The organism is Emcibacter sp. SYSU 3D8, from assembly GCF_039655875.1.
Lineage (GTDB): Bacteria > Pseudomonadota > Alphaproteobacteria > SMXS01 > SMXS01 > RI-34.
In genome coordinates, this window is the sequence record NZ_JBBYXK010000006.1 from 23,374 (window position 1) to 46,866 (window position 23,493).

Sequence of the window (23,493 nt, forward strand, 5' to 3'; positions counted from 1 at the left end):
AACTCACTGGATTCACTACGCATTCAGCCGCACCGCGATCTTGCTCAACGCGTTCTGCCAACGCCGCCACGCCGTCGTCCGGTCGCAGCCCAGTTCACCCGTGATCCGCTTCCATGGGACACGGGCTGCACGCGACCAGATCAGCTTGCGCTCGGCTTCTTCCACCCACAGCACCCAGTCGAAGGTCTGCTCCAGCCTCGTGATGGCAGCAGGCGATGGGGTGAACCGCATGGGCTCTGCCTCCATGGCCGCAACCTCCTGCCGCGTGCGGACGATACTCGGCCAGGTGTTGAAGTAGCCGCGGACCTTTGCTGCGGGCAGCAGACGCAGGGTCTGGAAGGCTTCCGCGAAGTGAGCCGCCACTGCATCGGCGGTCCAGAGGCGCCTAGCCAAGGCTCGACCAGCTGACATGGAGCTAGTCACATAAACCGCCACGGATCGGTTTCCTTGGCTCACAGACCTTCTCCGCCCGCCGCAGTGGGAGACGACTATGGAACAGATCGGGGGTCGCCTCCCATCTCAGAGCAGTCTGAATGGTTTCAGCCATCGTGGTCTCCTTTACTGGCTGGCTGCGGGGTCGAAGACGTCGACGGTCATGTGCTTGGCGGTACGGGCCGCCCTTGTCGGATCGGGATGTGCCGGGAGCCTCAGAGATCCCGCGCGAACACCCCTCGACGTCTGGGAGAGGCCAAACCTGCCGGTTGGCCTCCCCATACGTAGTATGGGGTTTCATTGTTCGTCCTCCGCTCAAGGTAAACCGCTGAATTCATTTGAGTTTTTAGAACGAACAGAGGACAGACAAGGGGACGGACATGTTCGACCTCATTTGAGATCAACTCCTTGATTTCATTGGGATGAGGACGAACAAGGGCGGAGGACGAACATGTTTGTCCTGAGGTCGAACAGAGGACGTACAAATCAGAATCAGGCATCTTCAGCCTCCCGGACCGACCAGTCGGAGGGGTCTGCGAGGTCCAAGCACTGCCCGTTCGAGGCCGATTTATAGTGGCTCGGAACGACTGGAATGACGCTGTTCAGGACCTCTCCTGTCTCGGGATCGATCCGCCCTTCTCGGCCGAACACCATGCCTTCGGCACAGAGATAGCCGAACCGGGAGCGCACGATGGAATGGCCGAATTCGGTACCGTCGCGCAGGAAGCGGATGTGGCCTTTCGTCGCCAACACGCTGATCCGGTCGCGGATCGTGGACTGGCTGCCAAGCCCGCGCTGGTTCTCAAATGCCTCACGGAATTGTGTAGAGGTGTAGAGTCTTCCCTCAGCCGCCTCCTCGAGGAGAATAGACAGGATCACATCCCTCTTTCGGTCGCGCTCGGCATCGTGCCTGGCCCCGACCTCCTGGCGCACCAGACGCTCGTTAATCGGGTTCAGCTCGACCCACTGACCGGCGACCTTGTCGATCAGCTTGGCAGGCAGGGCGGGACCATTGCGCAGCTCGATCTCAAGCCTGCGTTGTGAGCAAGTCTCGTCGGGTCGATGCAGGATCAGGCCGGAGGTGTAGAAGCCGCGCAGGGCGCTGGCGCCTGACAACGCAAGGAACGGGTCATCCTTGATGTGCTGCTTGCCGAGTTTTCTGGTGTGATGGACAAGGATGACACCGCAGTCCGGATCAATCTGATCACGCAGGCTCTCCACCCGTTCCTTCAGGAAGAACATCATCGCGGTATTGTCGTTCTCGCCGCCACCATCGGGGCCGCCGTCGAACAGATTACGGATCGGGTCGAGACAGATGACGTCGGGCGGCACCTCGGGGAACGCTGCCTGGACGGCGCGCGCAGTACGCGTGACGCCGTCGCTGTCGAGCAGCATCTTCAACTTCGGCGTGGCGACGAAGTTATCGCCTGCGCCGCGCAGCACCTCTGGCGGCAAGGCAATCTGCTTCAGCCGTTCGCGAAGATAGTGATACTGGATCTCGGCCTGCAGATAGAAGACCCGCAAGGGACGCGCGGGCGTAAAGCCGAGGAAGGGCGCACCTGCGGCCATATGAACAAGCCAGGAGATCAGCAGGTCGCTCTTGCCGACCTTTGGGGCACCGCCCAACACCAGCAGCCCGCCCGGGGTCAGGACGCGCGGGGAGATGATATCCCCTGGCATAGGGCTTGTGTCATCGAGCAGGGCGGCAAGACGGAAGACCGGCAGGGCCCGATCCGGCGTGTCCGTTCGCGGCCGGGGAGGCAGCGGTAGCCCGTTCCGCTCGACGTGCTTTCGCCAAAGTCGGGCAAACTCCTGACCGAGCCGGTCGGCGGACCAGGAGGGTCTCAGCATCGCAGCGTTATAGCCGCACACGGCCTCCCACGCGTCATCGCGGCTCATGCGGCCTTCATGACTCTGGCGCACGTAATGACCAATGGCTGCGCTGGCGCCTTCAAAGCGCGTCCACGCGTCCTCGCCGCCCTCGCGAACCGGTGTCGTCAGCACCTCTTTGACTGAGGGCTTCAGACGCGCCGCCTCGTCCCCGGCGGCCACCTCCAATGCCGGCATCTCCTCGACCCGGGCGGCGAACTCGTCGAGATCAACTTCGAGCCGAGAGTGGTCGCGGATCCGCACCAGTTTACTGACGCCATGCTTGTGATAGATCGATCCGGCGACGCGGATCGGCTGGTGCGCTGACGCAAAGTGCCGGTCCCCGCCCACCTTGCTGGCAATCTGCTCCCGGAGTCTGCAGACGCGTTGCAGATCTTCGTCTTGGACAGCCTCGCTCAGGCGCCACCAGACATGCAGCTTGTCGTGGCCTTCTGGCGTGATGCCGCCGCTTTCCACGATCATGGTGGGCCGGCCGAGGTATCGGACGAGGTGCGCAAGCTTTGCCGGGATGTCGCCATGATCCAGATCGGTCAGAACGGCCTGCATCTGCTGGATATCGGCCGCCTTGGCCGCACCCTCTTTCTTCACGGTCCCCGGCACGACGTAGAACGCCGCGCCATCACGGGCCGCTTGCCTGGCGAAGGCGAACGCCCCTTCGGTCACATCGCCGCTCGTCTGGACCCAGGTCATGCGCGGTACCGGTGTCGATGTGTGTCCCTGCTCTGCCAGAGCGCGCAGGGGAATCCAGCCATCGCAATATCCGAACACGACATCGAGAAAGATCGCGATCTGATCACGGTCGGGGTCGACGGCCGGATAATCGGCAACTACCGCGACTGGCCGGGCGTCCATCGGCTAGGTCCCGGCCGCACCCGCCCGTGGCTCGTTCGCTGGACAATGGATCTGTGCGGCTTCGTAAGCCTCGATGTCTTCCAGGCGGTAGACAACCCGGCCGCGAATCTTCAGATAGGCAGGACCGTGACCTTCCACGCGCCAGCGCTCGAGTGTCCTGGGGCTGATACACCAGCGCCTCGCCAGATCACTCTGGTGGAGATGCTTTACGTCCGAGAAAGCTGTTGTCAACATGGGTGCTGCACCGGCGATTGGATCGAACCTGATGCTTTCCTATTATTCACATGTCGAAGGCGCGGTCAGTAGATTTAAGTGCATTTAAATAGCGCCTATTTTTGTGCCCATTTATATCCTTGATATAAAAAAGGATTTTGGCTCCAACCAATCACATTTACGGGGCGGATAATTGTCAGACATCAGCTCAATCAGGCGTATTCGGTCCGCGAACGCTGGCAAAACCCGAAGTAACTGTCCTGAGTTTATCGAGGGTCTCGTCGGAAAACGCCGTCAGCCCAACCTTCGGAGAGGCCAAGTCGTCGAGGAGGTCGTGAGGCAGCGATCCCGGCCCCTGCGAGCTACGACCAGACAGACCGCTCATCCCCTTCGGCGTTGACGTCGCTTCCGCCATGGAGCTCGAGGCAAATTGATAGGCTGCGGCGACCTCGAGGACTCCGTATCCCTCCTTCATGAGCATGCTGACAAATGCCCGGACCGGACCGCTTAGGCCGAAGTCGGATCCTCGTTCAGACGCGGCGCTCAGGAAGGCGATGTACCGGTTGATGATGTGATCTTGCTGACGGCGCCGCGCCGACATCAAAAGTTCCTGCCGGCGCGAGCGGAACTTTCTGACGAGCCGGCGGAAAAGCGCATCCTCCGAGTTCGCCAGTTGCCCCTGCCTGCGATTTTGCGCAGCAGCCAGTTTGCGGGCAGCGGCGCGCTCCGACGTAGCCTCTCGCCGGACGAGCATCTCCGCCATGCTGTTGAGCAGCCATTCGTCCTGCAATCGGCGGCGACCTCGCGTGCCTTTCGGATATCGCCCGAGAAAGGCTTCCTCCAGCCGATCGGCGCCAAACTGCGCCTCCAGATGATCCAGTTCCCTGACGATTTCTTCAGCCATCTCCACGCTCCGGTGCGCCAACACGGTCGGTCCCCACTGTGGCGGAATACGCAATCTTGCGCACGGGTCACTTTGTCTGCGCAACTCTACACCAAGAGATTGTTTTTGCTGTTCTTTTCGGACAGCGAAGCCAACATCGAGAGAAACAGCCTCTCCAGATGTGGTATGAACGCGCTCTCACCTGTCCATATGTCCCCCGCCGAACGGCTCTCCGAGTTGGCCGAGATTCTGGCCCGTGGGCTGGTGAGGGTGAAGGTTCGGCAGTCAAGCCAACTATCTGCGGACTGCGGAGACAGTTCAGTGGACTGTCCCGGCGACCGGAGCGGACATGCGGAACGTCCAACTCGGAGAACCGCATGAACGACATCCTGGCCGAGATCGCCTCCTTCAAGACCATGGAGGTAAAGGCGCTCAAGCAGCGCTGGCGCGACCTGTTCGACACCGAGCCGCCCGCCTTTAATCGCCGCTTCCTGGAGAGCCGTCTCGCCTACCGGGTGCAGGAGCTGGCCTATGGCGGGCTGAAGCCCGAGGTGGTGGCCCGCCTGGAGGCGCTGGGTGAACAGCTGGATGGCGGTAATGTCTCGGTGCGCAAAAGGCGGGCCGACGACCGGCCCCTCGCAGGCACGCAGCTGATCCGGGAGTGGCAGGGCACCGAGCATTGCGTCACCGTGCTTGTGGACGGCTACGAGTGGCAGGGCAGGCCATACAAGTCGCTGTCCGCCGTCGCCCGCGCCATCACCGGGACGCGCTGGAATGGATGGACCTTCTTCGGCATCCGCCGTTCCGGAGGCGGGGCATGATCCTGAAGCGCCGCTGCGCCGTCTACACCCGCAAGTCCAGCGAGGAAGGCCTCGACATGGCCTTCAACTCGCTCGATGCCCAGCGGGAGGCCTGCGAGGCCTACATCACCAGCCAGAAGAGCGAGGGCTGGGTGCTGGTGCGCGACCGCTACGACGACGGCGGCGTCTCCGGCGGCACGCTGGAGCGCCCTGCCCTCAAGCGTCTGCTCGCGGACATCGAAGAGGGGCTGGTCGATGTGATCGTCGTCTACAAGATCGATCGCCTCACCCGCTCACTGATGGACTTCTCCAAACTGGTCGAGGTGTTCGACCGCAACGAGGTCAGCTTCGTCTCGATCACCCAGAGCTTCAGCACCACCACCTCAATGGGACGGCTGACCCTCAACATGCTGCTCTCCTTCGCCCAGTTCGAGCGGGAGGTGAGCGGCGAGCGCATCCGCGACAAGATCGCCGCCAGCCGGCGCAAGGGCATGTGGATGGGCGGGAGCACGCCGATTGGTTATGTGGTCGCGGACCGCAGGCTGGTGGTTGACCCGGAATACTCCGCCACAGTGCGCATGATCTTCGAGCGCTTCGTGCGGCTCGGCTCGCTCACTGCCCTGGCCCGGGAACTTGCGGCGGCAGGTGTGTACACGCGTCGGGGCAAGCCCATCGACAGGGGCTACCTACACCGCCTGCTGCGCAACCAGGTCTATATCGGCAAGGCCGTGCACAAGGGCATTCCCTATGACGGCCAGCACGAAGCCATCATCCCTCAGGACCTGTGGGACAAGGTAAAGTCCATCCTCACCACGCCAGCCCGAAGCCGGGCCGCCAACAGCCGGGCTCAAACACCCTCGCTGCTGAAGGGGTTGTTGTTCGGGCCAACCGGAGACGCCATGTCACCCACCCACACCCGCCGGAACGGCCGGCTCTACCGCTACTATGTCAGCCAGGCCATACTGAAGCGCGGAACGGGTGCCTGCCCAATCGGACGTATCGCCGCGGCGGAGATCGAGGGAGCCGTTATCGCGCAGATGCGTGCGCTGCTCCGCTCGCCAGAGGTGGTGGTGGCAACGTGGAAGAAGTCCGGCGGCATCGGCGAGGCGGAAGTTCGCGAGGCCCTGACCCGGCTGGATCCACTCTGGGAGGAACTGTTCCCCGCCGAGCAGGCGCGTGTGATGCAGCTGCTGGTGGAACGGGTCGACCTGAGCGCCGATGGCGTCGACATCCGCCTGAGGGTCGAGGGGCTCTCCGGCCTCGCGCGAGACCTCTCGGGCATCGGACATGATCGCGGGAGTGCGGCATGACTGAGGCGACGCTCACTGTGCGGGTGCCCCTGAAGCTGACCAGACGCGGCGGGCGCAAGCTGGTGATCTCGCCGGAGGGTAGCGGGCCATGGGCGCCGGAGCAGGCCAGAATCGACAGCACGCTGGTCAAGGCCCTAGCCCGGGCATTCCGCTGGCGCAAGCAGCTCGAGACCGGCGTCCATACCTGTATCCGCGACATCGCCAAGGCCGAGCAGATCAACGAGAGCTACGTGTTCCGGGTCTACCGGCTAACGATGCTGGCGCCGGATATCATTGAGGCGATACTCGATGGGCGGCAGCCGGAGTGGCTGGCGCTGGCAAAGGTTATGGAGCCGTTTCCGTGCGAATGGAAAACTCAGCGAGTGCTTCTTTTCAGCAACGGCGAGGACGGTTAATCTCAAGTCGGAACCCAGCCCGTCACACCCGTACGAGTGTCCTGCCATGTCGCAAGCGGATCAAATCAGGGCGTATGTGATAAAGCAGATTGCCGATCCGGTTCGCGCTGCAGGAAAACTGCGCTTCTCTGTCCGGGCAGGCGATGTGCACCACGCGACGGGCCTCTCGAATGCAATGCCCAATGTGTGCAGCGCGATCGGCAGCAAGAAGTTTGAGACAGCCGCTGGTGTGCGTCTGGTGCACCGCGTGGGGCCACATGCCGGACCAAATGCCAAGTTTGAATTTGAGTTCACTGAACCTCCGACACGCACCTCCGCACCACCGGCGAATGCCGGAGGAGCAGACAACCAACACCTTCGAGGCCTCGGCCGCGGCGCCCGGGCCGAAGCCACGCCAGTAGATTTCACGGATGCGGTGTGCCTCATATCCTGTGTGAAAACCAAACAGCCCAAGGCTGCGCCCGCACGGGAGCTGTACATTTCATCCTTGTTTTTGAAGGCCCGCGACCTCGTCGAAGCGCATGGCTCGCCGTGGTACGTACTTTCCGCTCTGTATGGGCTCGTACCTCCCCATGAGGTAATCCAGCCATACGACCTCACCCTCAACAAACAAGGCATTGCCTACAGGAAAGACTGGGCAAGAAAGGTACTGCAGGATCTGATGCCTCGACTCAATGGCCACACCCGCCTCATCTTCTTCGCCGGCCAAAGGTACCGGGAGTTTCTAGTCAGCCCATTGCGCCAAGCCGGATTCGAGGTGTGTGTGCCGATGATTGGCCTCAGGCAAGGGGAGCAGCTCGCTTGGCTGTCCCGATCCCGATAATGCTGGAAGATGCCCTTCACCAACTACTTGGGTCGGTCGCAGCGCTTCGTGCAGAGCAAGAAGGCGGCCAGACTCTGCAGGAGGTCATACGAAGCAAGGCACTGCCACGCCGGGGCGTTTATTTCTTCATCGATCCCGCTGAGCCCCAGATCCTTGGACATCCTCGGATCGTCCGTGTGGGGACGCACGCCATCAGCGCGGGTTCCAAGTCCACCCTCAAACAGCGGCTGGCTCAACATAGAGGCAGAGTGTCGGAACCGGGTGGCAACCACCGCGGTTCGGTCTTTCGCCGTTTGGTGGGCGAGGCCTTTCTCGCAAAAGGCACGTTAGGAACATGTCCATCGTGGGGTCTGAAAGGTGCGCGGTCCGCCGCAGCTACAGCGCTGACCTTGGGTTCAGAAGCGTTAGCTGCAGTGGAAAGGCCGGTGGAGCGCGCCGTGTCGCTCTACCTCGCCCACCTGGAAGTCGTCTTCGTTCCAGTCGGCGATGAGCCTGGCACGGCCTCCGCGCGCGGCCTGATCGAACGGGGCACGATCTCCCTGTTGGCTGAGGCAGCGAGGCGAGGTTTGATCAAGTCGGGCCAAGATTGGCTTGGACATTGGTCCCGTCCGGCAGTCAGAGAGTCCGCATTGTGGAACCAGAACCACGTCCACGAACCTTGGTCGGGGGCGTTTTTGAGGCTCCTGGAGAATCAAGTGGTGACGTAGCAGCGCCCTACCGCTCATGCTGACAGCCTAAAGCCCGAATGCCGCCGGTCCCAGGCGACATGGGCAACGCTCCCACCAACAATGTATAATCCGCGCATGAATTTAAATGATTTACTGGCCAGCGAGGGAATAGATCCTAGTCAGGTCATCGTGATGCGCCACCGGCCCCAGGAGCCGGAACTCAACAAGGTTCTGCCTTGGCTAGCGGCCGAGAAGCCCGACACATTCAACGCCTATCAGCAGACACAAGGTACGGCCGCTGAGAACGCTATGCGGCAGCTTCAGGGAAAGGGGTACATCGCCTCATTCATTCGCCATGCGCCAACAAAGGCGCTGTTCGTGGGCGTCTACAAAATAGGAGCGACAACGCCTCTCACCCCGGAGCAGTATTGGTCCGTGCCCGCATATCAGGAGATGAAGGCGTTCGGGATGTACGGCTTCTCCGAGAACGACGGACGCGAACACGTCCTCTGGTTCGACCTGGCACTGACTGACTTCTACGCCGACTGGAAAGGCAAGCTGATCGTAGGCTGGCCGCCTCCAGAGCGGTCGTGGTGGCGCCGCTCCCACAGGAACGTGATGCCTGTGCTTGCTGTCTTGGAACAAAGCGCCTTGGACGCGGCGATGCCGGAGTGGGATCAGATAGACCTCTCCTGGGAGGAACTGGCGGTTCTCCCCATGCGATGGCAAGACATATTGAGGCAATGGCGCGGTATCTACCTCATCTTCGACCAAAGTGATGGTAAGTCCTACGTCGGCTCGGCCTACGGGAGTTCAAACCTTTTGGGCCGGTGGCTGAGCTATGCCGCATCCGGGCATGGCGGGAACAGGCTGCTTCGCCAGCGGGACCCTAGGAATTTCCGATTTACCATCCTCCAACGGGCTTCTCCGGATCTGGAGGCTGAAGAGGTCATCCGACTGGAGGGTACATGGAAGGAACGGCTGCATACGCGCGCGCCGTGGGGCCTGAATGACAATTAGGCGCCCTCGATCACAGTCCTACTTCGCCAATCGTCTAAGCTGAGCTGTGTCGCCGCGCATAAAATGATGCTGGAGAGAGACAATAATATGAGAGCTGAATGACAACTTATGGCTGGAAGTGGCCGATTGCGGTCTGACAGGTTTTGAGCAGAACAAACTCTGCAGCGGATATTCAGGAGCCCTATCTGAGGAGCTTGATACGCTCCTGCAGCGCGAGTGAGGCGTTGACGTTCTTTGCGGCCAGCACCGCAGCGATCGCGATTACTGCGTCCAAGGCAAGCCGGTTGCGCTGCAGCTCGGCACTGTTCTCGTTTGTCACGGTGTCCAGCAACTCGACCAATGCAGGGCCTGCTTGATCGCGTGAGAACCGCGTGGACACGGTTCCGTCCGCTATGCCCGATGCGATCCACTGAACCCCTTCCAGACGGAGCGTCGCAGCGAACCCGCCCGCGAGGAAGTAGGCAAAGCCCGCAACGTTATCCTCTTCAAAGCGCAGGTGCGTTGCGACCCACAGTTTATAGAGATCCTTGAGGCCGCCGACTGCCGCTGCCCGGTCCCTCAGTTTCGTCAGCGCAGTGTGCCCAAAGCCGAGCAGGCTGCGCAAATAGCGTTCGCCGTAATACCAGCGGTCGCGTTTCTCCCAGCCCTGCGCGAGACCAAAGACGATCATCTCACGCCATGCGGCGCAGAACCTGACGTCGTCGCATTTGCCCGGAAGGAGCATGAACGCGTTGATAAATTGCTCGACGGCGGCATGGCCGTCATTCCCAAGCTCGAAGACCGCCTCCCACAGTCTGGGGGCCTGGTCCGCTGGTCCTACGACAATCATCGATGCGAATTTGCGGACGAGATCGTAGCCGAGGTCGCTTGGCAGAGGGTATTCGCCATCCTCTTTCTGCCGCGCCTTCATCCTGCGGACCTCCGCGTCCCAAAGCTTCAGGCAAAGGTTGAATTCGGTCGCTGCGTTGTCTTCTCCGAACGGCTGCTCACGGCCGAGAAGCCATTGGAAGAGGATGTTGAGGAACCGCGTTTCGAGCCCAATAGACGTCCTGTCGGCCGGGGCGCGATGACGCCAGCTCGGTCCGTCTGAGGCGAACTCGCGGCGCCAACTGTCAGCCTCCAGCCGCTCGTAACCCTCGATGATCCGCTGAAGGTCGAGGGCATCGGCATTTGCCTTCACGCCGAAGATCTTCATTCGCCGAAACTTCGCGAGCCACCGATTCCAAACAGCAGGCGCGATCCCATCGTCGTCGCGATGCGGCGCCAGCATCACAAGCGCAGACCAGAACAATCCTAGTTGCAGGACCCTCCACCACGCATCGCCCAAGGCTGCACGGTTTTGATAGGCAGCGTCACGTACGATGCCGACGGCGCGCTCATCGCCACTCGATAGGAGCCCAAGGACGAGAGGTTCCCAGACGTCGCGGTTCTCCACGTCGTGCAGCCATAGCTGCATGACGGCGTGACCCCAAAGCACGATGCTTTGGTCAGACGCACCGATCCGGTAACGGCGGATTCCTTCCGCCTCGTCGGGTGTCGAGAGCGCGGCGGTCTTTACGACTGCGCAGGCACGCTCAAAAGATTCCGAGCGATCCGAAATCCACTGATAGCAACACCCGATGAGCGCCGAAGAGAGCGCCAGCACGTTCAGCGTTTTGACCTCTTCGTCGTGCAAGTTGTTCGCCTCGACCGTCTGAAGATAGTCGGCGATCTCCTGTGCATTCTGATCGCTGAGCAATAAGCCCTTGTTGAGCCACTCCTGACACCGATAGGGGATGACGACGCCGAGGGTTAGATCCTCCCCCTCTGAACATCGCTCTTCGATCTCATTGAAAAGATCGTCGGGGCATTCGAACGTTAGCTCGCCGTCGCCCACGCCCGATGCTTCAACGGGGCGATAATTGTCTCTGTCGAGCGTCGCCTGAAGGGTTCGGATTTCCATGGCACGTGCCGCGTCTTGGGGAAATTCCCATGCAGCGCATGACTGCTTCAGAGCGGCTGCTACGCCCGGATCATTCTTGAGAAGATCGACTGTCACCTCGTGTAAGGTGCGCTTCCGATGAGGTGCAAAGGCCCATGCCTTCGCAAACTCGAAGATCGTGTCGCCGAGCTTAGCCCAGTGCCACGCGACGAAGCTGAGCCCGATCTCCTTCACCCTATCTCCATCCCAGATGAAGATCGCAGGATGCGCAAGGAGGGGGGCTAATTGGCCGGCCAGAAGCTCCGGCTTAAATTTCGCGACGTTGACGAGGACGCCTAGGAAGGCCGTCGATTTGCCCTGTGCCAACACCCGTTCGATATATTCCGAGCAGTCATTCCCCTGTAGTTGAAGCGTCAGCCACCGCTCCAATGCATCAAGGGCGGAGAACAGCGTACCGTTCTGATGTGAGTTGGTCTGACCCCAGCCGAACACCGAACCAGCGCCAGTGTAGGTGATGATCACATCCCCGACGGGAAGGCCGATGCTCGGCACCGTGCCCGAAGAGTCAGATCGATCAGCAGCCCAACGCTCGGTACTAAAGTTGACGAGCGCGATCAGAGCACCCAGAGCCTCGTTGGGTGCAATTTGGAGGAAGGAGAAGAACGGGCTCTTCCAGAAGGCACTCGGGTACGCTTCCCGCTGATCGGAAAGACCCAGCTCAGGTTCGATACGGGTAGAAGAACCAAATTCCTCTTCGGGGTTGTCATCAATGTGAACGGCTATCAGCACCTCGGCCGCCGCCGCTGGGTTTGCACGCATCAGCGCCGCGAGCGGATTGGATTTGAACGCCATATCTTCGAAATTGCGGTCGAGCCGACGCTGTGGTCCGAGCGGCCACGCAGGGAGCGCGCGACTCGACGAGATATTCATCGGGCCTCTCGACGCACGCCTGCGCTCTTGATCCCCCCGATAGGCCGGATCGGTCCGAAGCCGCTCCGCTCGCTCCTCGGCCTTCTTACGGTTGGCTTCCGCTACCCTCTCGCGCACAAGATCCGAGGGTTCCCGACGGCCTGCCATTTCAAGAGCCCATCCCGCCACCTCCTCCGGGAGGTCGGGCGCGCCTGCCAGGGCGGAAGAAAAGAAGGGCGGGTCGTCGTGACCGATGTGGATCGTGCCGCTCATTTTAGCCGCCTGAACTACCTGGGCGGCCCGAAGCGCAAGCTGCGCAAATTCCTTGCGGTACAGTGTGGGAGTATCACCGATAAGGGGCGGAACGCCGTTGAGCCATGCCTCGCAAACGGCGGACACGGAAGACAGCATCAAATCCGCGACGCGCGCTTCGTGCCGGGCTAGAAAGTTCGCCATGGGCGGCCATCGCCCAATAACCAGCTCGCGGTAATTGGCGTCGAGGTAAAGGCCCATCGACGTGTCGGCGCTCAACAATGCCGGCGCTACGCTTGGGACGGATGCGACATACCGAAAGCGGTGGAGCAACCTGTCGAGCCATCTTCCGCCGTTCGCGAAAAGGAATTCGGCGCGCTCCTTCAGGAAGCGCTCCGCTTCCGGGTCTAGGCAAATCGCATCGAGCAACACGTCCATGGCGAGGGGAGGTTGTCCTCCCTCAACCGCTCGAAACGCTTGGTCCCAGGCGGTTTCGGCACCGACCTTTTCTCGCAGAAGGTACTGGCCCAACATGCGAAGGGCGCCGGCCCACAGGGGGTTTGCCGCGTATGCGGCCCACGCCGGCACATCGTCCACGATCTCCTTGAGATGTTGGAACCGTGCCCAATCGGCCGCGAGGTCGTGCTCGAATTCGATCCGGTTGCGGCGGATGGACAGTGGTAGTTGCGACGGCCTGTTCTGAAAGATGGTCGCATCTGCAGGCTCAAGCTCCGAGATCGCAAAGCTCCGCTCGAAGGAGGCTTCGCGCCGGGCAAGGCGCATAATCAATCCCTGCACATCGATCCGACCGTCTGTCCAAAAATCCCACAGGTGGTCAGCAACCGCTGTATGGGAAGCAAGCGCGCCGCTATCGGCACCCATCGCGCCGCCGGCGGTCATCACCCAGGACAGGGTTTTAAGGTTGGCGAGCGCGGCAACGGTCTCGTCGTGGGACGCAAGCCAGCGAAGCGTGAGGCTGGATCGAAGTGCGGCCCGCACCTGCTCTGCATCCAGCGCATCTAGGGCAACGACTTTTGGTGGTATTGAACCCAGCAGTTGCTGGGACATTGCTCCCCAGCGCTGCGGCTGGCTTACGATGACAACACGCCATGTGGCGTTCTCCACGCCTTCGAGCGGAGGGGTTATCAGTTCGATCAGTCGTTTCGCGGCGGGCAGGTCGGTGGCGCTGAACCGCTCAGCGGAATCCAGCACCAGAACGTTACGTGCCTGGCTTGTGGCGTTTAGGATTTCGGGCAGCGGATGTGAGAGTGGCAGACTGGAACGCTTAGCGGCGCTCAGTGTTGCAGCCAATTCGTCCGGTCCAAGCCAGACCTGATTCCAGTCCGCAAAACGGTCGTCGAGCGTGTCCTTGACCAGGGCAGACTTCCCAACGCCCGAGTCGCCGAGAACGACTGCCACACTGGTGGACTTGATCAGCCCTTCCAGTTCGGCCGGCCGGTGGGAACGGTCAACGGCGTATCCTGCTGGCAGCTCGGTTTGGATGCTGTCGCGGTAGTCGATGGTGAGCTTCGAAAGCGCATCCCACGAGGCCGCATAGTCGGGAAGCGCTTGCAACGCATATTTCTTCCTCAGCCGATTCCACACCTCGGTAAGCGGCAGGGTGCCCGAAACCAGCCTCGTGTCTCGCGCTGCATCGATGAGGTCCTTCCAGAGGTTCTCCGCGTCCGCCTGGCTACGGCTGGCAAGAAGCTGCCGACATTGAGCAATAGCCCGCGAATTGTCATTCGACTGCGCAAGCTGGAAGTCGAAAGGCAGGACATGAAGCTGGCGGATGATTTCGACGGTTTCCGCATCCGAGGCCGCTTCATACCCTGCCGGGCTTCGCAAGCTATCGAACACCGTCTGGTGCTTGCGCGACACATTGATCCTGCTGAGGGCGAGCGCCGGATCGGCCCCCTCGCACCAACCTTTGATATCGGCCCACGTGGCCTCGAAGTCAGCGTTATGCCCGCGCGTAGCTAGGGCAAGGTGATCGGTCGCTCGATAGAACGGTCCGCTTTCCTCACGCCACTGCTGCAGGACGCGCCCCGCGAATTCGGGCGGCAGACCGTTCCTCGTCACCTGCACGTTGCTCTTGCAGGAGATAGCAAGCCGTTGGTACGTCCCGGCCGACACTGTGGTGACGAGGAGGTCGTCAATCTTCCAGCCTAAGGGCTCGGTCTGCGTCTGTATTTGGATGCCGGACCCTTCGATGGCGGGCTGCGCTACACCCGATAACATCCGAAGTAAAAGTGAGGAAGCGACCCGATCTTCAAAATCGAAACCAGGACCAGCGGTAGACCGGGTTGTCGCTGCTCCTCTACGCGCATCGACTGCCTTAGTCCCTCGCGAGACATTCAGCTTCGTAGTATCTGCAGTCTTCTTCGCCATCTTCTCTGTATTGGTGCATCAGGTCATCTAGGGCAGCATATAACAACTACAAGCAGCAGAATGAGGGCTTAGGGCTTCGTCCTCCGCGCGCTTCGATGGCCTAGCCCAGCTTCGGTCGCCTAGCTCCCTGCAGCCGGTTCACCGCAAAGTCCGTGCTCCGCTTGCACAGCCCGTTCGCCACGTGGCAGGGCTGCAGATTACCTCCACCTCAAGGCTTCAAACGGGAAAGTAAGGCGGTGCCCAAGCGCTCGATCAGGCCGGCAAACTCCAACACGCTGGCCGACTTGATGAGGAGCCTCTGGCCTACAGCATACGTCTTATCGCCACTCCTCGTCAGATAGTCCGCATCCACAATGCCCTGCTGGTGGGCGAGCAGATGACGCTGTTGGTAATAGATGCGCAGGCGCCCGAGCGCGGCGGCATCGAGCAATTGTTCGTACGTGGCACCTATCACTGGAGCCCATAGATCCGATCCCGCTTCAAGGTTCTGAAATGCGTTCCGACGGGCGGGTGCGCCAGTGCGCTCCTCGTAAAGCTGTTCCGACAAGCGCTGGAATGAGGTCACCGTATCTTGCATCGCCTTCTCAAGCAATGTGCGGGTCATCACCTCCGCTTCGTCGGCATCAAGCGTCGCCTTAAGCGTATCGCCTAGCCCTGCCGCTGTCCGAATGGCCTTCAGGGTTTGGCCAAAGGTGTGGCTCGCGGAATTCTTCCCGCAGCTCGGACAGAAGTAAGCGGCCCCGACGAACGAGTACCGGCAGCCGCAGGCATCGCATGTCGCACGGAGCCGCATCGGCTCTGCGGCGGCGACCGGCACTAGCAGGGCATCGCGCCCTCCCTTTGCCTCAAGCGTGATGCTGAGAAAGGCGCCTGGTCGTTGATTCCGTTTTGATGCTGCTGCATCGGCCCGGATCGCGCCGTTGATTTTGTTGACCAGCAAGCCGCGAGCGTACTCCTTCGCCGCCTCGATCTGCTGGGTGGTGTACCACGACTTGGCGGGGGCAGCGTGGCGGCAGCTCGGGCAGAAGACCTCCTCATCACGAACGATGGCCTTCCAGTCGTCGCCGTGGATTTTGAACTGAAAGAGGCACGTCGGCGACGGGCACTCCTTATCCGCATAGCCCTCAGGGTCCGCTTCCAGTGGAACCGTGACCTGCATGGTGCCAGATAGCCGCTCAAGTTCGCGTTGCAGATTTCTAAACATAAAATCCGAGGTTGCTGTGCTTGCCCGGTACATATCATGAACGATGCGCCATGTTAATGGGCCACGACGGCAGGTATGAGTGGCAAAATCAATGGCCGGTTTCGGGAAACGTGAAAGCGAGCGCGAATGTCCTAGATGGGCGCTGAGCGGACCGGCCGCTATCATAGCGTTCATTGGGACGACTCCAGCCACTTCCCCGTTCCGGACGTGGCTCGGGAATGCGACGCGAAAGTAGACGTTCCGCTTTTCGACCTCAGTATCGCCCGCCTGCCGCAAGAGCCTGCTAAAAGTGAGGGCATAGTGCGTCTAGAAGCCACTGAACGATAAGGACTTTTGAAACCCGTACTTTCCACCGGCAGTCCACAGCTTCAGAGAATAGTGCCGAAGTGAGAACGGTTCTCGGGAATAGACCCGTTTCAGCAGTTCAGAGGTTCGACGCAAAACCCTTGGGTTATGCGGGCTTCGCGCGCCCACGGCTGGCGGAGAGAGACCATTTATGAAAGGGGAGTGGCGGAGAGGATGGGATTCGAACCCACGATACGGCTTTTGACCGTATAACGGTTTAGCAAACCGCCGCCTTCGGCCACTCGGCCACCTCTCCGCCGCCGTTGGTAGCGAAGCGGCGGATTGGTGTCAACGGTTTAGCCAGCGTCACTGAATTTCAGGGCTGATCGAGGTGGTCCACATCCAGTTGCCCGGTCAGCCGGCGCTGCACGTGGGACCACGACATGCCCACGCCCATGACGATGGTGAGGATCACCTCGACCACCATGACGCCCACCATGGGCGAGCCCACGTCGACCAGGTCATAGTCCGCGAGCAGCCACACGAAAACGCCGAATACCGCGACAACAAGAGCAATTCCCAGGATTCCAAGCGACAGCCAGGTGGCGCGGAAATAGACCGCGAAACCGCCCAGGAGAAGCAGTCCGGCAAGAATTTTAAGCGGAACGTTACCGCCGCCCGGGTCGGCGCCGCCGGCGGCCAGCCAGCCGGCATAGGACCAGCCCGTCGGGTTGTAGGCGGCGAATACCAGGAAGGCCGCACCCAGCCAGCGCAGCAAAAATCCCGACCAGGTCAATCCACCCGCGGCCACGGGTTCTGGCTACGGCGATTCGGCGGCCGCCATGCCCGTGGTTGCGGGCTTGACGAACTTGAGGGTCATGCGGTCGCTTTCCCCGATCTGGATGTATTTTTCGCGATCCTGGTCGCCGAGACGCAGCGTCGGCGGCAGGGTCCACACGCCCTTGGGATGGTCGCGGGTATCGAGCGGATTGGCGTTGATCTCGGAATGCTCGGCGGCCTGGAACCCTGCGGCCTCGGCCAGCCTGATCACATGTTCCTCGGTTACGTAGCCGGTGGCGGCGAGCGGATCCTGCGGCAATTCAGGGTCGCCCCGATGCTCCTCGACGCCGAGGATGCCGCCGGGCTTCAGCGCCCGGAACATGGCGGCGAACACCTTGTCGGCATAGCCGCCCGACATCCAGTTGTGGACGTTGCGGAAGGTCAGCACCATGTCGGCCGAGCCCTCGGTCACCAGATCGATGGTGGCGGGTGTCAGGGTGGTGTAGCTGACCGTGCCATACACGTCCGGATTGGCCGCGATCTTGTCCTTGAGCGCCTTGTTGAGCTTGGGGCCATAGCCGGTGCCGTCACCCTCATCGAAGATGGCGGCCGTATAGGTTCCCTTGCCGGCGACATAAGGCGCGATGATATCGGTGTACCAGCCACCACCCGGCCAGATCTCGACCACGTTCATGTCCGGCTTCAGGCCAAAGAACGCCAGTGTCTGCTCGGGGTGGCGGTACTTGTCGCGAGCCCTGTCTTCGGGCCGGCGATGCTGCCCCATCACGATCGCTTCGAGGGAACCCGCGGCCGGCTGTTTGGCGGCCGGTACGTCGCCGGTTGACTCGGGCGTGGGAGCCGGCGGCGGCGGCGCGTCCTGGGTTGCGCCGTCACAGGCGACAAGAAGGGCTGCCGTCAGCAGCGCGGCCAGTGTGAGTTGAGTACGCATGAGAGCTCCCGTTTCCCGTTCGGATCGGCAGCATAGCCTGTCGCACCGGGCTGCGCCACCCGGGGACCATTGCCCCCGGGGAGCGAGCGGTTCAGTGGCTGAGCACCCATTCGCGGGCCAGGCGCTGGGCTTCGGCGATCTCGGCCGGGCTCATGACCTCGGCGAGGTCGGCGCGTTCCTCGCGCGCCCTCGCATCGCCCAGCATGGCGGCGATATTGAACCACTTGTGGGCGCGGATGTAGTCGACCGGCTCGCCGTGGCCTGTCGCATACGCCAGGCCCAGCTCGAAATAATCGTCCGCACCTTCGGTTACAGGCGCATGGGTCGTGGTCGGCGCCGGCGCGCTGTACGAGAAGCTGTGGGTTGCATCGAACATGACTGGTTCTCCGTGTCTGTATGTTCACAACACGGATATCCTGCGGCCGGTTCCATGAACGCCATGTTAACGAACCGGCGCGGAAAAACTGCCTGCGCGCCGCCGCATCAGATGGACTTCTGGTCCCATATCAATGACTTAGGCCAGCGTTATCGGAATACCGCAGCGGTTATGGGCCATCCGGGCGCATGGAAATTTCTTCGGAAAGTCACTTTTCAGGGTGCGGCCGAGGTCCGGTCCTGGACCAACGCGAAAGGCTCATCGGCTTCGGCGCCCGCGAGGCTGTAGGGCACCTGAATACCAGGCCGGACCTGGTCCTGCGCCACTTGCGCACCGGCGCGCACGGTGGGCCTGGTGCGAAGCTCGTCGTTCATGCTCTGGCGGATACGCTCTGCGGTCGGGCCGGGTGTGGGATTGAGCGCCACGCTGATACCTTCGGGGTACTTGTTCAAGGCGCCGCTGATCCAGTCGGTAACCGCCAGATCCCAGGCCCAGAAGCTGACAGCCCCCCAACCGCTGGTGGCCGAGATAACTTTCACCGTCTTGGTATCGTAGCCAGGTGCACTACAGACGACTTCGAGCTTCCGGACGCTTTTCGTGACGTAGACAATTGGCGTCTTGTCCGATGTGGAGCCAATCAGCTTGCCACCCTTGTAGATGTCGCAGATCGCATGGACCGGATCGGTGTTGACGGGAATCGCCTGGTCGGTTCCGTCGAGGAAAGTGGCGCATCCCGAGAGAGCAGCGACAGCCGGCAGAATCGATAGCGTGCAAAGGCGCTTCAACATGAACTTCCCCCAAATTCCCCATGGCTGCCGATACGGCGGGCCACCATCAGAACTCCATGATACCAAAAAAGAAACGGCGGCCACAAGCCGCCGTTTCGACAGTGAAAATGCCGCCGGGATCGCTTCAGGAAGCCGCCTTGACGGCAGCCTCCCGCGCGGCGCGGACCTTGTCGTTGGTCTGGTTGAACAGCAGCGCGCGCCGCTCCTTTTCCTCTGCCTCGGTCAGCTTGCGGTCGCCGAGCTCGCGGCCGACCTTGCGGCCCTTGTCGACGGCCGGCCGAGCGCCCACCAGATCGATCCAGCGCTTCAGGTTGGGAAACGGCTCCAGCACATTCTCGTCGATCAGCCGCGGTAACAGGAACGCCCAGGGCCAGCTGACCATGTCGGCGATGCTGTAATCGGGGCCGGCCAAGTACTCGTTCACCGAAAGCTGGGCATCCATGACGCCCGAAAGGCGATCCACCTCGCCGACGAAACGCCGCGTGCCGTATTCCAGTTGCTCCGGCTTGTCGGTCAGGTTCTTGGCGTAGTTCTTGAAGTGGTTGGCGTTGCCCATCATCGGCCCCAGATTGGCCATCTGCCAGTGCACCCATTGCAGCACCTTGTAGCGGCCGGGGCCGCTGGCCGGCAGGAACTGGCCGGTCTTGTCGGCCAGGTATTCCAGGATGGCGCCCGATTCGAAGATCGACAGGGGCGCGCCGCCGCCGATCGGGTCGTGGTCGACAATGGCGGGCATGCGGTTGTTGGGGCTGATGCGAAGGAAACCGGCGGTGAACTGGTCGCCGCCGCCGATGTCCACCGGCACGACGGTGTAAGGCAGGCCGGTTTCCTCCAGCATGATGGTGACCTTCCACCCGTTGGGCGTCGGCCAGTAATGCACGTCGATCATCGCTCGCTCCTCGAATTTCAATTCGACGGCAGGATGGCCGAGCGGCCCGGTACTGGCAAAGAAAATTCACCCGCGCAGGTCCGCAAGCGCCGAGTGCATCGCTGCGCCCGGACACGTGTTCCTGTTGGACCTGCGGGTTCCAGCCCTCATACTGCGCGGCCCTGCAGCTGACCTGGCGACGCTCCCATGACATCAAAAAACTTGATGCGGATCACCTTTCTCGGCGCCGTGGGAACCGTGACCGGCTCGAAATATCTGGTGCGCGCCGGCAAGGCCCGCCTGCTGGTGGACTGCGGATTGTTTCAGGGCTTCAAGAATCTGCGGCTGCGAAACCGGGCGCCCCTGCCGCTGGATCCGGCTTCGCTGGACGCGGTAATCCTGACCCATGCCCATCTGGATCATTCCGGCTACCTGCCTCTGCTGGTTCGCAACGGCTTCCACGGGCCCGTCCTGTGCACGCCCGGCACCGCCGATCTGTGCCGCATCCTGCTGCCGGACAGCGCCATGCTGCAGGAACGGGACGCGGACTTCGCCAACCGACACGGCACCTCGAAGCATCACCCGGCACAGCCGCTCTATACCAGAAAGGATGCCGAGCGCGCGCTGGGACAGCTGCGCTGCATGAACTATGGCGAGGACGCCCGCATCGGCAAGGGTGTCACGCTGCGCTTCGACCAGGCCGGCCACATCCTGGGCTCGGCATTGACCCGGCTGACCTGGAAGGGCACCAGCCTGCAGTTCTCGGGCGACCTTGGCCGGCCCGAATCCGCCACCCTGCCCGCGCCGGCGACAATCGAGGAAGCTGACTACCTGGTGGTGGAATCCACCTATGGCGACCGGCAACATCCGCATGTCGATCCGGAGACCATGCTGGCGGATGTGATCAACCGGACCAGCGGCCGGGGCGGCTCCGTGGTGATCCCGGCCTTCGCCGTGGGCCGCACCCAGACGCTGCTCTATCACCTGGCGCGGCTGAAGCACGAGCAGCGGATTCCCGACCTGCCCATCTTTCTCGACAGCCCCATGGCGATCAACGCCACGGAGACATTCGAGCGGCATCCCAACGAGCACAAGCTGACGCGCAAGCAATGCCACGAGGCGTTCGACGTCGCCACCTATGTGCGGGATCCGGAGGACTCAAAGGCGCTGGACCGCTCGGCCATGCCCATGGTGCTGGTGTCGGCCAGCGGCATGGCGACCGGCGGTCGGGTGCTGCACCACCTGATGCATTTCGCCCCGGATCCGCGCAACACCATCCTGTTCGCAGGATTCCAGGCCGGCGGCACGCGGGGCGCGGCCATAGTCGCCGGCGCCCGTGAGGTGAAGATTTTCGGCAATTACGTGCCGGTCAGGGCCGAGGTGCAGAACATGGACATGTTCTCGGCCCATGCGGATGCCGACGAGATCATGGCATGGCTGGGCGGCTTCCGCCGCCCGCCAAAGATGACCTTCGTGACCCATGGCGAGCCGGCCGCCGCCGACGCCCTGCGCCACCGCATCGAGGAGGGGCTGGGCTGGGACTGCATGGTGCCCGACTACAAGGAACGCTACGACCTGGACTAGCCGTGCCGCCTCGCCGGGACGCCGTGCGCCGCCGGCGGGAAAGGCCGGATCAGTCGAACGTGTCGCGCAGGCCGTAGAATTCCCGCGTCGGCCACAGGAAATCGATGCGGGTGCGGTGGATCTTCCAGGCGCCGTCCACCTTCTTGTAGACGTCGTCATAGACGCCGAACAGGGTGAGCGGTTTGGGCGCGCCGGGCGACACGTTCAGGTTGAGCTGGTACCAGCGCCCATTGGCGGTGTCCTTGTCGATCAGCCGGATCCAGGGGTTGGTGACCGCGTGCATCTGGGAGTGCTCCAGACGGCCGCTGCCATAAAGGAAATCGTGGTAGCGGGCGCGGATCTGGTCCTTGCCGACCCAGTCGCCGCCGAAATTCGGGCCGAACTCGCAGATGGCGTCGTCGGTGAACAGGCTGACCAGCTCGTCCAGCTTGTTGCCGTCGTAATAGTGAGAATAGAGATGGCGCATCTGCTTGATGGCCTCGATCTCCAGCAGCTCCTCGATGGTCATGGCATTCCTCCCCTGCGGTTCGGCGGCGAGCCTAGCGCATGGGCCGGAGAGGGCCAAGCCTTCACGCGTGAATTTGAGTCCGACCAACCTACAGCTCTTCACCGTCCAAAATTTGTTTCTCCACTGCAATTGCTTCCATGTAATGAGTCATCACATCACTTTGCCCCTCTACAAGGGCAAGATAAGAAACCCTACCTTGTAACTGCTCGAGATATAGTGGATCCAAATTTAATCGCTCGCTACTGGATATCACTCCAAACTTTTCTAGATAATAAATCTCTTGACGAACACTTTTCTTAAAGGCCCGCGGCAGACGAGGTTTCAATCCATTCACGACGATTCCAGTTACGATTTTTCTACTATTTTCCCAGATAAAATGGGTTTTTCTGCCATTTATTTCGAACCCCTCCCCCCTAACAATCTCACTGACAAAATTTATCCAGCTAGGTTCTATACTAAAACCAGAAATTGCAATATCGTCTGCATATCTTGTGTATTTCGCGCCTTTCGCACTCGCGAGACTGAACAACCTATTGTCAAGCTTCCGAGCGATTATATTACTAACATAAGGGCTTGTAGGCGCACCTTGTGGAAGTTTTCCATTTAAACAGCATATCGATGCCAGGTAGAATGCCGCGTTTAAAGGATACCCGAACTGCCGGAACATCCCAATCACCCGTGGCAAGGAAATGCTCGGAAAGAAATCCTTTATGTCCATTTTGAGAAGCCTGCCGCAACCGAGATGCTGGGAGGCATTGGACAAAATGCCTTTTCCTTTTATAAAACCATGAGCCGCATAATGAACGTCTATTTTTTCTAATATTTCCGTTAGAATTACGCGCTGTATGGCCATTAGAGATGGTTTTGGAACTGCTATCTCGCGCGAGCCACCGGTTCGCTTCGCAATATTGAAATTCCGGTAGAAGCCATTAGACCTATTAATAATATCTGCTAACAATTCATCCTGAACTCCCAAATATTCTGCCAATTGACCAAAATCTAGAACGACTGGCAGCTCGTTGTCAGAGAGTCTTCTGAGCGCAGTCTCTATTCCCCGTGTTTGATCGAGGCGTAGATTCCACTTCGATAAAGCGTCGAGAAAATCATCAAGCGCAGACATTGGCCCCCAGCGTCATGGTGTGCAGCGCTGACCGCTACCTACTTACTGATTCATCCTGCGAAACGCCGAACCCACCCCAAGCGAGGCAGTTTCGTGCGCTTGTAAAGCGCGAGGGTGGCGGACTTCGCCACCCTCATCGTTAACGCGACCATTCGGACCAGAGGCGACTCGCCTCCCTGGCTCTAGCCGCCAACGCTGCACGTACAAAGGTTATTAAGTTTAGAACGGTCGGTCAATTCGCGAAATAGGCTCGCGCCAACGCCTTCCTCTTC

Annotated in this window: 19 protein-coding genes and 1 tRNA gene; 6 read left to right on the forward strand and 14 right to left on the reverse strand. The window is 61.1% G+C overall.

Going from position 1 to position 23,493, the window contains the following annotated elements; genetic code table 11:
• Positions 1-15: 15 nt before the first annotated feature.
• The 4 genes from WJU21_RS17510 to WJU21_RS17525 all read right to left on the reverse strand — a co-directional run bounded on the left by WJU21_RS17510 (position 16) and on the right by WJU21_RS17525 (position 4,291).
• Positions 16-393: a DUF6362 family protein gene (locus WJU21_RS17510; protein ID WP_346324756.1), complete on the reverse strand. Its 378-nt coding sequence runs from the start codon at positions 391-393 to the stop codon at positions 16-18.
• A 531-nt stretch (positions 394-924) separates the two neighbouring features.
• The gene (locus tag WJU21_RS17515; RefSeq protein ID WP_346324757.1) at positions 925-3,174 is read right to left on the reverse strand and encodes an AAA family ATPase; all 2,250 of its coding nucleotides are present in this window, start codon (positions 3,172-3,174) and stop codon (positions 925-927) included.
• Between the two features lie 3 nt (positions 3,175-3,177).
• Complete coding sequence (locus tag WJU21_RS17520) at positions 3,178-3,408, reverse strand: helix-turn-helix domain-containing protein (protein ID WP_346324758.1); 231 nt, start codon at positions 3,406-3,408, stop codon at positions 3,178-3,180.
• Positions 3,409-3,595: 187 nt separating this feature from the next.
• A complete protein-coding gene (locus WJU21_RS17525) occupies positions 3,596-4,291 on the reverse strand; it encodes a hypothetical protein (RefSeq protein ID WP_346324759.1) in 696 nt (231 codons plus the stop codon).
• Between the two features lie 356 nt (positions 4,292-4,647).
• Here WJU21_RS17525 and WJU21_RS17530 point away from each other — a divergent pair, with 356 nt between their 5' ends.
• The 5 genes from WJU21_RS17530 to WJU21_RS17550 all read left to right on the forward strand — a co-directional run bounded on the left by WJU21_RS17530 (position 4,648) and on the right by WJU21_RS17550 (position 9,286).
• Positions 4,648-5,091, forward strand: coding sequence for a DUF2924 domain-containing protein (locus WJU21_RS17530; RefSeq protein ID WP_346324760.1), 444 nt, complete (start codon positions 4,648-4,650; stop codon positions 5,089-5,091).
• Positions 5,049-6,380, forward strand: coding sequence for a recombinase family protein (locus WJU21_RS17535; RefSeq protein ID WP_346324761.1), 1,332 nt, complete (start codon positions 5,049-5,051; stop codon positions 6,378-6,380). Before WJU21_RS17530 ends, WJU21_RS17535 begins: the two co-directional genes overlap by 43 nt.
• On the forward strand, positions 6,377-6,775 hold the full coding sequence (locus tag WJU21_RS17540) for a hypothetical protein (protein WP_346324762.1): 399 nt from the start codon (positions 6,377-6,379) through the stop codon (positions 6,773-6,775). Before WJU21_RS17535 ends, WJU21_RS17540 begins: the two co-directional genes overlap by 4 nt.
• 46 nt (positions 6,776-6,821) lie before the next feature.
• Positions 6,822-7,598, forward strand: coding sequence for a DUF6884 domain-containing protein (locus tag WJU21_RS17545; RefSeq protein WP_346324763.1), 777 nt, complete (start codon positions 6,822-6,824; stop codon positions 7,596-7,598).
• A gap of 803 nt (positions 7,599-8,401) precedes the next feature.
• The gene (locus WJU21_RS17550; protein WP_346324764.1) at positions 8,402-9,286 is read left to right on the forward strand and encodes a GIY-YIG nuclease family protein; all 885 of its coding nucleotides are present in this window, start codon (positions 8,402-8,404) and stop codon (positions 9,284-9,286) included.
• A gap of 181 nt (positions 9,287-9,467) precedes the next feature.
• Here the strand turns inward: WJU21_RS17550 and WJU21_RS17555 are convergent, their stop codons facing one another.
• From WJU21_RS17555 to WJU21_RS17590, 8 genes are all read right to left on the reverse strand, one after another.
• Positions 9,468-14,456 (reverse strand): hypothetical protein, encoded by a 4,989-nt coding sequence (locus WJU21_RS17555; RefSeq protein ID WP_346324765.1) that lies wholly within the window; start codon positions 14,454-14,456, stop codon positions 9,468-9,470.
• Positions 14,457-14,967: 511 nt separating this feature from the next.
• Positions 14,968-16,137, reverse strand: coding sequence for a hypothetical protein (locus WJU21_RS17560; protein WP_346324766.1), 1,170 nt, complete (start codon positions 16,135-16,137; stop codon positions 14,968-14,970).
• Between the two features lie 334 nt (positions 16,138-16,471).
• Positions 16,472-16,564: transfer RNA gene (locus WJU21_RS17565), tRNA-Ser, on the reverse strand.
• Positions 16,565-16,624: 60 nt separating this feature from the next.
• Positions 16,625-17,059 carry a DUF6524 family protein gene (locus WJU21_RS17570; protein WP_346324767.1) on the reverse strand — a complete coding sequence of 145 codons (435 nt, stop codon included), beginning with the start codon at positions 17,057-17,059 and terminating at the stop codon, positions 16,625-16,627.
• Between the two features lie 9 nt (positions 17,060-17,068).
• The gene (locus WJU21_RS17575; protein WP_346324768.1) at positions 17,069-17,977 is read right to left on the reverse strand and encodes a methyltransferase; all 909 of its coding nucleotides are present in this window, start codon (positions 17,975-17,977) and stop codon (positions 17,069-17,071) included.
• A gap of 91 nt (positions 17,978-18,068) precedes the next feature.
• The gene (locus tag WJU21_RS17580; RefSeq protein WP_346324769.1) at positions 18,069-18,353 is read right to left on the reverse strand and encodes a hypothetical protein; all 285 of its coding nucleotides are present in this window, start codon (positions 18,351-18,353) and stop codon (positions 18,069-18,071) included.
• Between the two features lie 215 nt (positions 18,354-18,568).
• Positions 18,569-19,141 (reverse strand): hypothetical protein, encoded by a 573-nt coding sequence (locus tag WJU21_RS17585; protein WP_346324770.1) that lies wholly within the window; start codon positions 19,139-19,141, stop codon positions 18,569-18,571.
• 124 nt (positions 19,142-19,265) lie between these two features.
• Positions 19,266-20,030 carry a glutathione S-transferase N-terminal domain-containing protein gene (locus WJU21_RS17590; RefSeq protein WP_346324771.1) on the reverse strand — a complete coding sequence of 255 codons (765 nt, stop codon included), beginning with the start codon at positions 20,028-20,030 and terminating at the stop codon, positions 19,266-19,268.
• A gap of 204 nt (positions 20,031-20,234) precedes the next feature.
• Here WJU21_RS17590 and WJU21_RS17595 point away from each other — a divergent pair, with 204 nt between their 5' ends.
• Positions 20,235-21,593, forward strand: a complete 1,359-nt coding sequence (locus WJU21_RS17595; protein ID WP_346324859.1) for an MBL fold metallo-hydrolase — start codon at positions 20,235-20,237, stop codon at positions 21,591-21,593.
• Between the two features lie 49 nt (positions 21,594-21,642).
• Here WJU21_RS17595 and WJU21_RS17600 read toward each other — a convergent pair whose 3' ends face one another.
• Together WJU21_RS17600 and WJU21_RS17605 are read right to left on the reverse strand one after the other, a co-directional pair.
• Positions 21,643-22,101 carry a nuclear transport factor 2 family protein gene (locus WJU21_RS17600; RefSeq protein ID WP_346324772.1) on the reverse strand — a complete coding sequence of 153 codons (459 nt, stop codon included), beginning with the start codon at positions 22,099-22,101 and terminating at the stop codon, positions 21,643-21,645.
• Between the two features lie 88 nt (positions 22,102-22,189).
• Positions 22,190-23,221: a reverse transcriptase family protein gene (locus WJU21_RS17605; protein WP_346324773.1), complete on the reverse strand. Its 1,032-nt coding sequence runs from the start codon at positions 23,219-23,221 to the stop codon at positions 22,190-22,192.
• Positions 23,222-23,493 lie beyond the last annotated feature (272 nt).